This is a genomic window from Desulfitobacterium chlororespirans DSM 11544 (assembly GCF_900143285.1).
Classification (GTDB): Bacteria; Bacillota; Desulfitobacteriia; order Desulfitobacteriales; family Desulfitobacteriaceae; genus Desulfitobacterium; species Desulfitobacterium chlororespirans.
This window is the reverse complement of sequence record NZ_FRDN01000018.1, coordinates 19,546-35,037: the sequence shown is the minus strand read 5'-3', so window position 1 is coordinate 35,037 and position 15,492 is coordinate 19,546. Positions and strand designations below refer to the sequence as shown.

At 47.1% G+C, this 15,492-nt stretch carries 14 protein-coding genes; 3 read left to right on the top strand and 11 right to left on the bottom strand.

The window, feature by feature from the left end:
• Positions 1-10: 10 nt before the first annotated feature.
• The 9 genes from BUA14_RS23840 to BUA14_RS23800 form a co-directional block, all read right to left on the bottom strand.
• A complete protein-coding gene (locus BUA14_RS23840; RefSeq protein WP_072774865.1) occupies positions 11-1,432 on the bottom strand; it encodes a YlbE family protein in 1,422 nt (473 codons plus the stop codon).
• A 15-nt stretch (positions 1,433-1,447) separates the two neighbouring features.
• Positions 1,448-2,407, bottom strand: a complete 960-nt coding sequence (gene arcC, locus BUA14_RS23835) for a carbamate kinase (RefSeq protein ID WP_072774864.1) — start codon at positions 2,405-2,407, stop codon at positions 1,448-1,450.
• A 2-nt stretch (positions 2,408-2,409) separates the two neighbouring features.
• Entirely contained in the window at positions 2,410-3,582 is a 1,173-nt protein-coding gene (locus BUA14_RS23830; protein ID WP_072774863.1) for a (Fe-S)-binding protein, read from the bottom strand.
• Positions 3,583-3,594: 12 nt separating this feature from the next.
• A complete protein-coding gene (locus tag BUA14_RS23825; protein WP_072774862.1) occupies positions 3,595-5,049 on the bottom strand; it encodes an FAD-binding oxidoreductase in 1,455 nt (484 codons plus the stop codon).
• Positions 5,050-5,063: 14 nt separating this feature from the next.
• The gene (locus tag BUA14_RS23820) at positions 5,064-6,029 is read right to left on the bottom strand and encodes a sll0787 family AIR synthase-like protein (protein ID WP_072774861.1); all 966 of its coding nucleotides are present in this window, start codon (positions 6,027-6,029) and stop codon (positions 5,064-5,066) included.
• Positions 6,030-6,050: 21 nt separating this feature from the next.
• Positions 6,051-6,500: an MSMEG_0567/Sll0786 family nitrogen starvation N-acetyltransferase gene (locus BUA14_RS23815; RefSeq protein WP_072774860.1), complete on the bottom strand. Its 450-nt coding sequence runs from the start codon at positions 6,498-6,500 to the stop codon at positions 6,051-6,053.
• Entirely contained in the window at positions 6,482-7,591 is a 1,110-nt protein-coding gene (locus BUA14_RS23810) for an MSMEG_0568 family radical SAM protein (RefSeq protein WP_072774859.1), read from the bottom strand. The genes BUA14_RS23815 and BUA14_RS23810 overlap by 19 nt, the downstream gene beginning before the upstream one ends.
• A 99-nt stretch (positions 7,592-7,690) precedes the next feature.
• Entirely contained in the window at positions 7,691-8,155 is a 465-nt protein-coding gene (locus BUA14_RS23805) for an MSMEG_0572/Sll0783 family nitrogen starvation response protein (RefSeq protein ID WP_072774858.1), read from the bottom strand.
• Between the two features lie 36 nt (positions 8,156-8,191).
• Entirely contained in the window at positions 8,192-9,046 is an 855-nt protein-coding gene (locus tag BUA14_RS23800) for an amidohydrolase family protein (protein WP_072774857.1), read from the bottom strand.
• Between the two features lie 505 nt (positions 9,047-9,551).
• Here BUA14_RS23800 and BUA14_RS23795 point away from each other — a divergent pair.
• From BUA14_RS23795 to BUA14_RS23785, 3 genes are read left to right on the top strand one after another with little or no spacing between them, the layout of a single operon-like run.
• Positions 9,552-11,231 (top strand): ATP-binding protein, encoded by a 1,680-nt coding sequence (locus BUA14_RS23795; protein ID WP_072774909.1) that lies wholly within the window; start codon positions 9,552-9,554, stop codon positions 11,229-11,231.
• 15 nt (positions 11,232-11,246) lie between these two features.
• On the top strand, positions 11,247-11,939 hold the full coding sequence (locus tag BUA14_RS23790) for a response regulator transcription factor (protein ID WP_072774856.1): 693 nt from the start codon (positions 11,247-11,249) through the stop codon (positions 11,937-11,939).
• Positions 11,940-11,959: 20 nt separating this feature from the next.
• A complete protein-coding gene (locus tag BUA14_RS23785) occupies positions 11,960-13,339 on the top strand; it encodes a sugar phosphate nucleotidyltransferase (protein WP_072774855.1) in 1,380 nt (459 codons plus the stop codon).
• A gap of 151 nt (positions 13,340-13,490) precedes the next feature.
• Here the strand turns inward: BUA14_RS23785 and BUA14_RS23780 are convergent, their stop codons facing one another.
• Together BUA14_RS23780 and BUA14_RS23775 are read right to left on the bottom strand one after the other, a co-directional pair.
• Positions 13,491-14,879, bottom strand: a complete 1,389-nt coding sequence (locus tag BUA14_RS23780) for a DUF4179 domain-containing protein (RefSeq protein WP_072774854.1) — start codon at positions 14,877-14,879, stop codon at positions 13,491-13,493.
• Entirely contained in the window at positions 14,880-15,410 is a 531-nt protein-coding gene (locus BUA14_RS23775) for an RNA polymerase sigma factor (protein ID WP_072774908.1), read from the bottom strand.
• Positions 15,411-15,492: the final 82 nt, after the last annotated feature.

The window sequence follows — 15,492 nt, the reverse complement described above, 5'->3', positions numbered from 1 at the left end:
TTGCCCCTCCTTATTGTTCGCTTGACATGGTTTTTGCCATAGCCAGCACGGCGTCTTCGAAGATACGGATGGGAGCACGCGCTACTCCCGCCCCAATCTGCCCAATACCTGCTTCCTTATGAATAACACCGGTATCGATAATGGGTACGATCCGGGATTCAACCACTTTGCGGATATCAATTCCAGTGGGTGAACCGGCAAAATCCATATTGGGAATAGCAAAGGTCTTGTTGCGGCCATAGGCGATCGAAGCCATTTGTTTGTTCAACTCAATGGCATCTTTCACTCCCCCGCCAACAAACGAAGCAATGGTGGGAGCGCAGGCAAAGGTCATACCGCCAAAACCTACGGTTTCGATAATGGCACTGTCCCCGATATCCGCCACCGCATCCTCCACACTAAAGCCGGCATAATACAGGCAGTCATCCAAGGCAGGGGCAGCGGTGATAAACCATTGATCACTCATTCCGCCCACCCGGATTCCAAAATCCGTGCCATTGCGGGTCATAGCGGTAACGATGGTGCTGTGGGGCACTCCATGAGCGGCATCCAAAACGGATTTGGAGGCGGCCATAGCCAGATTCAAGCTGAAGGTGTTATTGCGGGCCATAAAGCGCACCATATCGGCAATATCCTTGCCGTCCACACCGGCTTCAGCTAAAAGAGGAACAAGCTCTTTGATCAATAACGCTGTCGTTGCCTGGCAGCGAACATGGACTTCGTCTCCCATGGACAATCCTTGGGCAACCAGATTGAAAACATTGATGGTTCCGCTTTGTTTAGCCAAAGCTTTTTTCACACTGGGACCAAAGACATCTCTGAACCAGGTCAAACGCTCAATAGTGCTCTCATCAAAATCCCCGTACCAGAGTGTTACTCCTTTGCCCTCATTTAAGGTAGAGTAAGCCCGATTGCCAAAGGCTTTGTTTTCAACAACCCATACCGGCATGGAGGGTGAAATAATTCCGGTCATAGGACCTACCGCATTATGAAAATGATTGGGGGAGAATTCGATTTCGTTGTTTTTGATCAATTCCAGGGCACTTTCCCGCTCCTTGGCCCAGCCCTCAAAAATAATCGCTCCAAGCACTCCGCGCTGTACTCCTGGGCACATCCGTTCCCAGGTTAAGGGAGGACCTGCATGAAAAATACTCCGGGGACCCATCCCGGGGATAACATCCTGAGCACGCTCCATACCGATCAGAACGGGTTCACCTTTAAGAATCTTTTCGATGGTCAGATGATTGGCTTCCTCCACCTCGGCGTTCTCAATCACTTTGAGTGCATTGACTAATTCCGTATTTCCTCCGGCCGGGATCTGCCATTCTACCATAACAGTCTCTACCTCCTGGGTGATTAAATCCTCACCAAAGGAAGGCAAGCCAATGTTGACAGTTTTTAATTTTTGGGAAAACAACTCATAAGTAGCCATTTTTCTTCCTCCTCATTATTGAGCATCCGGGATAATATAGGTGCCCCTTTGTCCTTTCAGTGCCTCATCCAACTTTTCTGCTGAAGTAATCAAGACTTCCTTCCCGCTGCTCTTGATGAACTTTAATGCCGCCGCAATCTTCGGTCCCATGCTGCCTGGCGGGAAATGTCCTTCAGCCATATATTTTTCCGCTTCCGATACGGTGATTCTATCTAACAACCTCATATTGGGCTTACCAAAATTGATGGCGACTTGGGATACCCCGGTAAGGACAATATAGAGATCTGCGCCGATTTCTTCTGCCAATAAGCTGGAAGCCAAGTCCTTATCGATGACAGCCTCCAGGCCTACGAATTCATCATTGACTCTCGCCACCGGAATCCCGCCGCCGCCGCAGGCAATGACGATATTCCCGGCTTGGGCCAGTTCCCTGATGGCCTTGCTCTCCATGATTTTTTGCGGTTTCGGTGAGGGAACCACTCTGCGGTACCCCCGCCCGGCGTCCTCAATAATTTTCCACCCTTTGCTTTTCTCCATTTCTTGGGCTCTCTCGGCAGACATGAAGGACCCAATGGGTTTCGTAGGATTCTCAAAGGCCGGATCCGCGGGGCTCACTGCAACATTGGTGAGCACAGTAACGGTATCCACATTGATATGGAGCCGTTTAGCCGTCCGTCGCAAGGCGGTCGTTAAGATATAGCCAATGGTTCCCTGAGTTGCCGCCACGCAGGCATCCAGCGGCTGCATAGGTACCTTTTCCGAGGACTCCTCATTTTGCACTAAAACCTGCCCTACTTGTGGGCCATTGCCATGAACCAAAATGACATCATAGCCATTCCGGGATATCCCGATAATGGATTCTGCAGCCGCATCGGCATTCGCTTGTTGCTCCTCAAAGGTCCCCTCCTGGGTCTCCGGCAATAAAGCATTTCCTCCGAAAGCCACCACCGCTATTTTCTTCTCACTATTCCCCAAGGTTATGCTCTCCCTTCTCCTCCCAAGACATCGAGTCCCATAGATTCCACGACCAGAGCGGTGATGTCTTTTTGCACCATGTCTTTATGGGCAGCTTCAATAGCTTGCGATAGATTGGTCTTACAGAATGGACAGCAGCTGGCCAGAATGCCGGCACCCGTTTCTTCAGCCTCATCCACACGGGATATGCCGATTCCCATAGCCACATCAGGCATACCTGCCTTCATGCCGCCCCCGGCTCCGCAGCAGCGGGACTCTTCACGGACAAAGTCCATCTCGATCAGCTCCACCCCGGGAATCGTCTTGAGGATAGCCCGGGGAGCATCGTATTCCCCGGCATGCAGCCCTAAATGGCAGGGATCATGATAGGTTACCTTTTCATGGATGGGCTTTTTAAATTTAAGCTTACCCTCTTGAATTCGTTGGGCCAGAAACTGAGTGATATGCATCATTTTAAAGGGCAGCTCCTCCCCATTAATCACCGGATAATCTCCGCTGATGGTTTTGAAGCAGCCGGTACAGGAAGCTACAACAATCTCCGCTCCTGTATTCTTAAGAGCTTCTACATTATGGGCTGCGATTTCTTTAATTTGGCTTCGTTGTCCGGTCCTCAGCAATACAGAGCCACAGCACCACTCATCTTCGCCCAAAACTGCCACATCTTCGCCCAAGGCCTGGAGGATCTTCATGGTATCCTGAGCCAACTGCTGCATCCGGTAAGAAGAGGTACACCCCACGTAGAATGCAATTTTACCCTTCCTCTTCAGCTCCACATTGATGTCTTTCGCCCAATCATTTCTGGTGGAAGCCGGTTCACGATAGGTATTGTGGCTTTCCTCCACAGATGCCCCGATTCTCTTGTGCGGTTCCAGCGGGCCTAATTTGTCTTCAACCAGCCAGGAGCGCACATCCTCCCAGATCTCCACTAAAGGCAAATCGGTCTGACAAACTTTTTCGCAGCGGCTGCAAGTGGTGCAGGCGTAATAACGATCTTTAACCTCAGCACTGAGTTGTATATCATTTTCAATCAGAAGCTTGAGCAGATGCATTCTTCCCCGGGGACCATAACTCTCCCAACCGATTTGTTCGGATATGGGGCAAATAGCTGTACAAAATGCACAGGACGCGCAGGTATAGATATGATGTTCAATAGATCGCAGTTTTTCTTGTAGCATTATTGTCTCCCCCTATTTGCCATACTTTACAAAAAGGCCTAGCCCAAACATCCCCAGACCGTAAGCGAACTTAGGAAGAGCTATCTTAAACCGGGTCATGCAGTGAATAGCCTTGCCAGGGTTCATGACGTTACGAGGGTCACATTGTTTTTTGAACTGAACCAATTCATTGAATTTCTCCCCATGGATCTCCTTGGCATAAAAGGCATTGAATAAACCTGCACCATAGGGCACTCCGCCTAGTTCAACACTCATGTCATTCAAATCCTTAACCAGGGACATCATCGTCAAGTACCGGAACTTCCTCCGTTCATCGCTGAGCACCTGAGGCATAAACAACACCTCGTTCACACCGAGAGTCCCATGAATTCCAATCGTGATGTTCTTTTTTTCCGCCAGCTTATTAACCCGTCTGACCACTTCCGTCAACTGCTCGATGGGAGCGCTAAATTCCCCGCCGAGAAGGTTGGGCCCAGCACCCTTATGGCGCATGGCATAATAACGGCCCGCCCATTCTTCTTCGGCAATCTCCCGGGATAATTCCTGGCCCCCATGATTGACCATAATCTTGCGCAGTTCTTGGATAGTGGAGTCTAAAGAAGCCCCTTCTCCCTCCAAGACCACAGTGACTAAGTTTTTAGCCGGCGGGACATGAAGTCCGGCTTTTTTCTTAAAGCCCAGCATCCCTTCATCTTCGATAAGCAGAAAGAAGGGTTTAAGTACCGCACTTTCTTTAACTGCCCAGCAAAGCTTGGTTATTTCGTTAAAATTAAAACTGAAAGCCTCTTGCCGTGCAGGAAGAGGACGGACTTTCAGGGTCACCGTATCATAGATAGCCATAACTCCGTCACTGCCGATGAAATCCTTCACCTTATATTGAGACGCGGCCACGGATTCAAGGTATTCCCCTGAAGGCAGGACTACACCCAGATCCACTACTGTATCTGCCGCATAACCATACTCGGAGGAACCGATTCCCAATCCGCCTTTGCCCAGCCCGACTCCGCCATTGCCCAGCCAACCGCCTACAGTGGCCGAAGGAGCACTGGTGGGATAGCCATACAAAGTGAGTCCCCGTTTTGCTAAATACCTTAAGACATTGTCCCAAATTGTCCCTGAACAGACCTTCACGGTCTTCTTTGCCTCATTCAAGGAAATAATTCCTTGACGTGCCGTCATATCCACAGCGATTCCGCCCCACACAGGGTAAGATCCTCCCATCATAGTTGTGGAACGTCCTCTGGGAATGAGCGGAATTCCGTTGGCTGCCGCAAATTTTACCAACTGCTGAATCTGCTGAGAAGAATTCGGGCGCACGACGGCATCGGGCATGGTCTTGAAGAACAACCCGAAGATCTTGGGCACAGGAGCCATATCATGAGCATATTGCCTGCATTCAATATCAAGAGTTGATACCGAATCCGGACCCAGAAGCTCTGTCAATTGGTTTTCTAATCCTTTATTCATGATTCACCTCGCACTTAGGATTGGGCAAAACCCATTAATGGAGTTTTCAAATCCCAGATAACCTTGCTTTCTCTGCGTCCCCGGATGATTATGGTTGAAGCCTTGATAACCCTCCCATAAGGAACGCAGCATATTTCCTTTTTCTCAAATACATTCATGACATCCCGCACATGCTCCGGCCGGACAGCTAGGATAAATCCATAACTATGGAAAACTTTTAGCCACTGTTCCAACCCGACTCCCAGCGGGCAGGGAATCTCATCCAAATCGATCTCGGCCCCGTATCCGGAAGTCTCTAACATCATGATCGTCGTTCCCAGAATTCCCGCCATACTTACATCCTTCGCGGTATCACAAAGTTCCGCCTCAGCCAGGAAAGGAAGACATTCCAGTTCCTCTCTGAGTTCCTCGGGCGAACATCTGCTGGAGCAATCCCAGAAATTAAAACCATTTCGTATATTCCCTTCTAATTTGCAAACGAGCAGCAGTTGATCTTCCGGGCGGGCGGTGTGACTGGTTAGTAATTTTTTAGCCTGACCTAGTATGGCAACAGCTAAAGCTGAAGTATCTCTGTTCTTGGTAAAATGCCCTCCAACGATGGGTACCCCGAAACGCTCAGCATTCTCCTGCATTCCTTTTAAAACTTTTGAGGCAACCTCGTCATCGGTAGCAAAAAGAACATCCACAACTGCCGTAGGGCGTCCTCCCATTGCGTAGATATCGCTGACATTGGTTAAGACACAGCACCTACCAGCCAATTGAGGATCGGCTCGTAACAAAGGTGGCCATACTCCCTCGGCCGCCAGGAGCAGATAGCCCTCATTGCTTGGAATAGCCGCGGCATCATCCCCCAGGAGGACTGGCTGACCATTCACAAGAGGGTTAATCGGCAAACTGCCCGCGACGGCCTGGATATCCTGCTTCTCTTGCAGACCGCTTGTCGCCAGCCAATCAGCGACAAAATCATTGAGCCAAGACATACTCTCATCCTTCCATGCTGGTTACTCTCGATGTTCAAAAACCACTTTCATATCATAATGAACTACATTGCAGAACACTGAACTTCTCCCCGTTAGGGACCATCCCAATCTTTCAAAGAACTTAACATTTTGCTCTTGAATATGAGCATAGAATGTACGGCACCCACGACCTTGAACTTCCTCCATCGCTTTACGGACCAGAAGGGCTCCCAATCTCCCGCGAAATTCGGGCAATACGGCAAGCCTTCCCCCCACCCAGTCTCCATTTTCTATGGGATAACAACGCACCACTCCGGCCACTCTCCCGCTTTCCGTTTCTACAGCGATAATCGGTACGGCTATGGTATCGTAGTCATCAGAGTCATCCCCATTAAAAATACCTTGTTCGTTCACAAAGACTGCTCTTCTTACCTCTTCATATTGTTTGATTTCTTCTGCGCTCTCGGCGATTTTCAGCTCATACTTAGCCATGTTTTTTTCCTTTCAAACGCAGGCAGCACCGAACAAGCTCCACAACGTACACAGCCGGCCTTACTATCCGCTGCGCTTAACCTATGATCGGCTAAAGATCTTGCAACTTCCCGATAGATTTCTGCCATAGTCTTCGGCACCGGCGGAGCTATATTGGCAAAGGGGGTCTCTTTCACCGGCCGAAGGGGTACCACAAAAGGATAGACTCCCATTTCAATGCAACGCGTACAACCTGCTAAGGTATCGGCCAGACTCTCTCCTAATCCGATGATGATATAAGTGCTCACTTGATTTCGGCCAAAGACTTTCACCGCTCCGGCGAAACCTTTAAAGTATTCCTCTATAGATATCCTGGCCTTTCCAGGTGTAATGCGCTCTCTGACTTTTTGGTCAAAGCTCTCCAGATGCATTCCCACCGTATCCACACCGCATTCTTTGAGGTGCCGATAAATATCCGGATCATCCACAGGCTCAAATTGGATATGGACAGGAAGCCCTGTCGCCTCTTTGATAGCCCCGGCGCAATCACCCAAATGCTTAATACCGTACAAGGGATTAACCGTTGTCCCAGCTGTAAGAGTCACATGAGTTACTCCGTCTAAGCGCTGAGCTGCTTCAGCCACCTCTGCCAATTGTTTAGGGGTTTTTACCGGTACTGTGTTTTCATCATTTAAACTTGTTCCGATGCCACAAAACTGGCACCGCTCCTCCCCATGCCAACGGGAACAGGTTTGAATGACCGTACTGGCTAAACAATCCCGTCCATGGAGAAGGGCAATTTTGTGGTAAGGCACACCATCTTCCGTATGCAATTCATAAAAACGAGGGGTGGCGATTAACTCCACCTCGCTGACTACTTCACCATCCTTGTAAATAAGGGCATGCTCCCCATCTTCATGAAGAGAGTACTCAGAATTCGTAGCACATTCCCCGCTGGTGGGGACTGTGATCTGGTAATTGCCGAAGACCATTCCTTTGCCATTGGCCGGACCGGCCCCGCCTTGGCGCCCTTTTCCCGAGCCTTGTTCTAAACGGACTCCTTTGCTCTGTAGCTCCACCATAAGTTCTTCCGGCTTCAATGAACTACCCATTTTCGCTTACTCCTTTGCGATTCGATTAGGGATAATCCCCTTCCCTGGCTTTGCCAGGGAAGGGGTAATACATATCCTGAGCCTATTCCTTTACAAGGCCTACATCCAAGTTCCCATAATGAAAGCGCCTGCTTTATAGTGTTCAAGTGCCAGATCAAGGGTATCTAATGGATCAAAAGCGACGACACCCTCAAGTAGATCTTCTTCACGGAAACCGACAGCACCTAATCCGAACTGACACAGATAGACTTTACCGCCTTCTTTCATGAATTGTTGAAGACGTTGAGTATGGGCCAGATGACCGGGATAGAATTCATCGCCCACTCTGGGGTAGCCCTTGGTAGCACTTGCCGCAAGCACGCCGCAGGGTCCATAGAGAAGAATAGAGGTTTCAAACCCTTTACGTAGAAGACGGGTAGCTGTTAAGAGCGCGATCAGGGTAACGGATGCTTCGGTAAACATCCCGTGGATTTGCACTAAAGCCTTTTGACCGGGTTCTGCTTTATAATCAGGAAAGATTTTGTTTTTCGTATAAAGGCTATCTCCAATTTGCACTTTCGCCATGTGTATTTCCCCCTTATTGCTCAATTCTTAAACTTCTTATTTTTTCTTACAACCGTAAACGCGTTCAGCGTTCTCCCAGAAGATCTTGTTCTTGAATTCCTCGGAGATGTCCGCGCCTTCCCATTTCCAGTATTCGGAGGGGAGGTCGCTCCATGGTTCGTCAGAACCCCAGAGAATACGCTCTTCGCCCACTCCGGCTTTGGCGATTTCATCCAAGAGGAAGCGCACACCGAAACCAACTGCCCAGCAACCATCGGTATAAACTTGATACCCTTCTTTCACCCAGTTGATGAATTTAGGCACCATTTTAATATGACCGCTTACCCCGCCGCCAAGATGAATAATATGGATGCGAATGCGTTTTGCGTATTTCTCGACAAATTTATAGTAGTTACTGATGTCTGAATTTCCACCTGAACTCGAGTGGGTTTGCAAAGTAAGGTCATATTTTTCACATGTGCTGACAATCAATTCTGTAAGCTCTTCTTGCTCAGCGTCATATTTTTCCGGGTCGGGATTGCCCCCCAGCAGATAGGTCATCTTCAGGCAGGCAATACCCGGCTCACCCGCATATTTAAGCGCTTCCAATGTAAGCTCCTTATTACGAGGAAGATTGGATACCCAGATACCGCCGAGAAGACGGTCGGACTTTCTTACTGCTTCAATGACCAAAGGATTGAGGCTAAAGGGCTGCTCATGCTTGGGAATACCATAGTTAGGGCAGACAAGTGCCTTTTTGATCCCATACTTGTCCATATGAGCCAAGTAAGAATCCACATCAGGATATTCGATTACCGTAGGGTTTACTTCTTCCTGGAGATCATAATATTTCCAGGGGGCCATTGGCCCGATGTGCGAATGTGCGTCAAAGACATTGCGCAAAACCTTCAAGACGATTCCTCCTTTTAATTCTCCTACCCCGCCTAGGATGGGGTATGCCCTATAGGGTTGTATTCATTGTACAATTCCAAAATTTCAGGCATATGGTAATCAGCTAACAACTCATCTGATTTTTCATGACTTAACATCGTACTTTTGCTTTCAGCATCCTTGTCTTTTCTATTTTTTTGATTATATTTTACTTGCAGAAACATCACACATTTCTTGCAGAATTATTACATCGTCAAATCCCCTGTTTCCGGACATGCGTAAAGCCGCCTTACAGGCGGCTTTACGTCTTTTTGATATTTTCTCGGATTACCCTGGCAAGTCGGTTTTCCAGAAGATCCCTATGGTTGACTACTCAATCAGGCTTCGATACAATGTACGCAAAGAAGGGGAATCCACTCTATCCTAATTGCATTTATTGCGTTTATTGTATTTTTGGGAAATCGGAAATTTACAGCAATATAACCTTATAGGTCTGAAAATTTTTATAATTGCAAGGATGAACATTTTGAAATTATTTAAAAAATCCCCTCAGAGATATCTTAATACCCAAATACTAGGGCTGGTTGCCATAATTATTACCATGTTTATGAGTGTATACATCGCAATCAGCGGCTATCAGCAATATCAATTAGCTCTTAAAAACCTCCACAATAGCACTTCTATGCTTGCCCAGGAGCTGATTGCGACTCGTGTCTTCATCGCTGAACAACAAGACGTGATCAATGTCGACAGGGATGGCACCCTGAATTTTAAGCATTTTAATCCTTCGGTAGCTATTCGGGGGATTTCCGAAATATTTAACGGGACTTTAGGCTATACTTTTAAGCAAACTCAGCTTAATGTGCGGAATTCAGTCAATGCTCCTGACCCATACGAGCAAGAGGTTTTAAAAAAGTTCTACCAGGATCGCAGTTTGACCGAATACTATTCCATCGATTATACAAATAAAACCTACCGGTATTTAGTGCCTCTTCACTATGAAGAAGGTTGTTTGAGTTGCCATGGTGGTCCTGCTGGAAGTATAGATATTACGGGATACCCCCGTGAAGGAGCACAATTAGAGGATTTTGCCGGGGTCATCAGCATCACGGCCCCCTTAGAGCCAACTTACGCCGAGCTTTCTTCCGCCATCATTCAAGATCTTATTTCGACCTTAATCCTGATTATTAGCCTATCGGCCGCAATCTACTTGGTCATCCGTTGTCGAGTGGTAAAACCTCTTGAAAGCATGGCTGATTTAGCGACCCATTTCAGCGAGGGGCAGCTCTCCATTCCTGCTATGGCTCCCGCCGAAAATTATGAAATTCACGTCCTGCAAAACAATCTCTTTACAATGGCGAATAATCTGCAAAACCTCTATGAAACGCTGGAGTCTAAGGTCGACGAGAGAACCATTGAACTGCTTAAGGCAAATCACGCCCTGCGTCTCCATCAAGAAAGCCTGCATCGTATCAATGAAGAATTAACAAAGGCCAACGAGGTCAAGTCAGAATTCATTGCTCTTATGAGTCACGAATTGCAGACCCCTCTTACTTCGATCATCGCCTACAGCGAAATCCTCATTCAACAAGGGGTGGACGTTCCTGAGTCTTCTGAATATCTGTTTGATATTTACCAAAGCGCCCACCATTTACTGGATCTCATCACCGATCTTTTGGATTTCTCGAAAATCGAGCAGAATAAGTTGCATCTTCATCCGACCTTCTTTGAATTCTCTGAGGTTACTGCTGTCCTCGAAAACATCTTTAACCCCATGATTCAGAATAATAAACTGCAGTTTTCTATGGATATTCCCCCTGATTTGCCTGCCATCGAAGCCGACAAGAACAAGATCAAACAGATCCTTATGAACCTTTTATCCAATGCGATTAAATTCACCCCTTGCCGCGGAAAAATTCATCTCCAGGCCCACTATAATGAAGAAAAAGAAGAGATTCAAGTCTCTCTGTCGGACACTGGCCGGGGAATTGCCCCGGAACAACTCCAGCAAATTTTTGAAAAGTTTTATCAGGTCGACTCCGGTACCTGCCGCGAATTTGGTGGATTAGGACTCGGCCTGGCGGTTACTAAGCAAATGATCGAGCTCCACGGCGGGAAAATCCATGTTGATAGTTTTCCAGGACAAGGAAGTACATTCCATTTCACCATTCCGACTACCGCTTCATACCGAGCAGACACTATTTAGAAAGAAGGGTACATCATGCCAAAGGTTTTGGTCGTCGACGATGAACCTAAAATTCTCAAGATTATCGAGCATAGCTTACGGCGGGAAGGCTATGAAGTGATTACAGCTCTTGACGGGAGCCAGGCTATCGAACAATTCCACCGTCAGGAACCCGAACTGATCATTCTTGATTTAATGCTCCCTCATGTGGACGGTTTCCAAGTCTGCAGAACGGTTCGAGAAACCTCTTCAGTCCCTATCATCATTCTATCGGTGCGAAACGAGGAGCTGGATAAAATATTGGGGTTCAACCTTGGTGTCGACGACTATCTTGCCAAACCCTTCAGCCCTGTGGAACTCTGCCTGCGCGTTAAAGCCGTCTTACGCCGTACCCGCAAGGAGGAAAGCGCACCGACCCCGGATTCCAGCGTTTTCAACAGCAGCGGCCTTTATATCAACCCTTCAACACGTGAAGTTGCGATCAACGATCAGCCTGTGGAGTTAACCGCTAAAGAATTTGACATGCTTTGGTTCCTCGCCAAGCATCCCAACAAAGTTTTTACCCGCAAGCAGCTGCTCTATCAAATCTGGCAAGCAGACTATTATGGCAATGATGATACGGTAACCGTTCTTATTAGCCGCTTAAGGGAGAAAATTGAACTTGACAAACCACAGCTTTTCCATATAAGGACGTTAAGAGGAGTCGGATATAAGCTTATTATCGAATAATCAGAGCTGGGGAGATCATCATGCAACTCATTTTACTTTCCGGTGGGGCAGGAAAAAGACTTTGGCCCATTTCCAACCCGGCGCGCCCTAAACAATTCATCAAACTTCTCCAAAACCAAGAAGGTCGGGTCGAGTCAATGGCCCAACGGGTATGGCGGCAGCTTCAGGCCAAGGGATTGGCCTCATCGACGCTTATTGTCTGTTGTGAGCCTCAGACTGATAATCTCATTTCCCAACTTAGTCCTGAAATTAAAGTCGTCTGCGAACCTGAGCAACGGGACACCTTTCCCGCTATTGCTCTTGCCTGCTCTCACCTGCATACTCAGGAAAACCTTAATCCCGACGAAGCCGTCATCGTTGCCCCCATCGATACGTATGCTGCAGAGAACTTTTTTGATAACTATAGGAAACTTGCCCAATTATTGACTGAAGAACACGGGGAAGTCGGATTAATTGGGATCACACCCACATCTCCTTCCTCTTCTTTTGGATATATGGTTCCCTCCTCAGGGCCGGTGGCCCCTGACTTTTTGAGAATAGAGCGTTTTGTGGAAAAGCCTAAACCCGAAGCGGCAGCAAAAATAATCAAAGATGGGGCTCTATGGAATAGCGGCGTATTTGCTTTTAAGCTAGGTTTTATTCTCAACTGGTTAAAAAGCCATCGCTTCCCAACTCAATACGAGGACCTGCGCCATTGTTATTCCTCCCTGCCAAGAACAAGCTTTGATTATGAAGTATTGGAAAATTCCTCTCAAATAATTGCTGTTAAGTATGATGGATACTGGTTAGACATTGGTACATGGAAGACCATAACCCCTATCTTGCCGCAGATAATCGGTAAAGGGGCTATAAGCCCGGATTCGGTGAATACCCATATTATCAATGAACTGGACATACCCATCCTCACCTTGGGAACCTTAGATATAGTGGTAGCTGCTGGCCCCGATGGCATCCTTGTGGCCGACAAAGACTCAAGCCCCCGCTTGAAGGACTTTACCGGCGATTATCCGAATCGCCCTAGGTATGAAGAGAGGCGCTGGGGTTGGTACTATGTCCTCGATCATTCAAAATCCTTAGATGGTTATGAGATTCTAACCAAAAAACTTCACCTTCACCATGATAAATGTTTAAGTTACCAGGTTCATGGCATGCGTACTGAAGTATGGACTATTACCAGCGGGAACGGACTGTTTGCCTGCGATGGCAAAATTTATCCAGTGAAATCAGGGGATGTCCTGCATATTCCAGGTGGCACGAAACATGGTCTGAAAGCGATCTCTGATTTGGAACTCATCGAAGTTCAATCCGGGATTAACTTAATCGAAGAAGATATCACCCGCATTTACCTCTTCTGGCAAGAAGTCGTTGAGCACTGCGTCTATGTTGAACACTACTATTAAAATAAATAAATCATAAAGTGATGAAAGCCCGGATAAATCCTTTAAAAGAATTTCCCCGGGTTTCTTCTTATTGCTTTCCTTTTTTCCCGCCCAAACTATTCAGAATAAATAAAATAGAGTATGCACATCTTACTAATTAATTGCTTTTAGCCTATTCAGCAAGTTTAACCCTTACCGCTTCATGCTCATTAAGCTTCATAGGACGGGTAAAGTATCCAACCTTTTTCACCTTGGCGATGTCTTCTTCACTGACATCTTTAAAAGTAAGGGTAACAGTGATTTTCCTTGTTTCCCGGTCATAACTGTCATCATAAAAAGCTGTAAAGCTCAAATTATCACCATTCTCATCCAACAGCCTCAGATCCGGATTACTGATCCCCACTGCCCCTTCTTGGCGGAAAGTAGCCACCGCTTTTTCAGAGGTCAGCTCCAGATCCTCCATCACATAGCCGCCTAATTCGCTCTCCGGCATAAAAATCGGATAACTCCCGATTTCCGCACTCATCAGTTGCGGGGCCGGCAGTCCATCGTCTTCATCTCCCGTAACGATCGGAATAAGCGTCAGTTCCTTCATATCCGTTTTGCCCCCGATAAACTCAAAGTTGTTGGTGACTTTTATGAAGAAATTGCCTCCATAGGTAGCCGTAGGAATGACCGTCAGATACCGGCCCTGCTCATCCCGAAGAGCAAACTGAGAAAAGGTATTTTCTGCTCTTTCACTAAGCACAATTTGGTTGCCAAAGGGAGAAATAGACACCTTTTCAACAGTAATATCATGCTTATATTCCCCATTCCAGCCTGTGCTTACCTTAGCCTTCAGCTTGGGAGTAACCGTTAAACTTTCCACGGCAACGCTGCTCTTGTCCACACTCAAAGGAATATGCCAACGCCCTTCTTTACCAAAGATCTCATCGGCGTAAATCTCCAGGTTCACCGTATCCCCTAACGTCCCTACCACAGCAAAACGCTGCATACCTATTAAGGTATAAGGATTTTCCAGATAAGCATCGATCTCATTTTGGGCAGGAGGTTGAATATAACGCCCATCCTCCTTAAACCAGAAATGAGGGGCGGTCCAATTGATACGCCACTGCTCTATAGTCTCCTCATCGCCCAAGAGCCGGATAGGCTCTTCACTCTCCACTGTATAGAACACATTAATATAGTTATCATCCACCGCCAGATTATCCACAGTGACCTTAATCCCCTGATCACTGACAGAGACCCCCATTTGGCTGTTGTACTGCTCATAAACCGCTTGCTTGGAGATATATTTGAAATCCCGCGGAACATTAAAATAGTCGATAACACCGCTGGTCATCTCACCGACAAGAGGAGAAGCAACCACCGACATCGAAGCAAATACTATAAAACCAGCCGCAACGAGAAGAATTTTCTTAGGCATCCTTCTCACTCCCCGCGTCTTTTCCGGTAAATTAGCCATAAGCGAATCCATCCTTTCCGCAAATCCTGGGGGAACATTAATCGGCTCACCCTTTGCCTGATTTTTTAGAAACCGGTCAAAGTTGCGATGTTCCATTTATTCCATACCCCCTTCATTGACTAACAGCATTTTCAATTTTTGTCTTGCCCTGGCTAAACGTGACTTTACAGTGCCTGTGGGCAAACCTAACGTTTTACCGATATCCCTGATGCTCATATCCTCATAGTAAAAAAGTACGGTTATCGTGCGAAACTCATCTTCAAGTTTCTCTACGGCAGCCCACAGCTCCCCTGATTCCCTGATCATGCTTTCAGTGCTCTCTTCAGGAACCTCCAGTTCTTCCAAATACATGACTTTCTTACGCCTATTGGCTAAGGAATAGGCTTCATTGACGACAATCTTCATAATCCAGGGCTTAAAACTGCCAAAGGAGCGAAGCTCGCTCAAATTCCGATAAGCTTTCAGAATCGCTTCACCGGTTACATCTTCGGCATCTGCATCATTGTGAACGATACTCTTCGCTAATCGAAACATATTTAATTGGTAATCATGTATGTAGGTGCAAAATCTCTCCTTATCCTCATGGGTTGTCACCCTGCTGCGGTTGAAGATGGTGTTTGTAAACATATGGGGTACCCCCTCGGTTTCCACCCGTTCCAAATCTTTATCACCTCGGTATGGTTTATTTGTCCAGACATCTGATAGATGA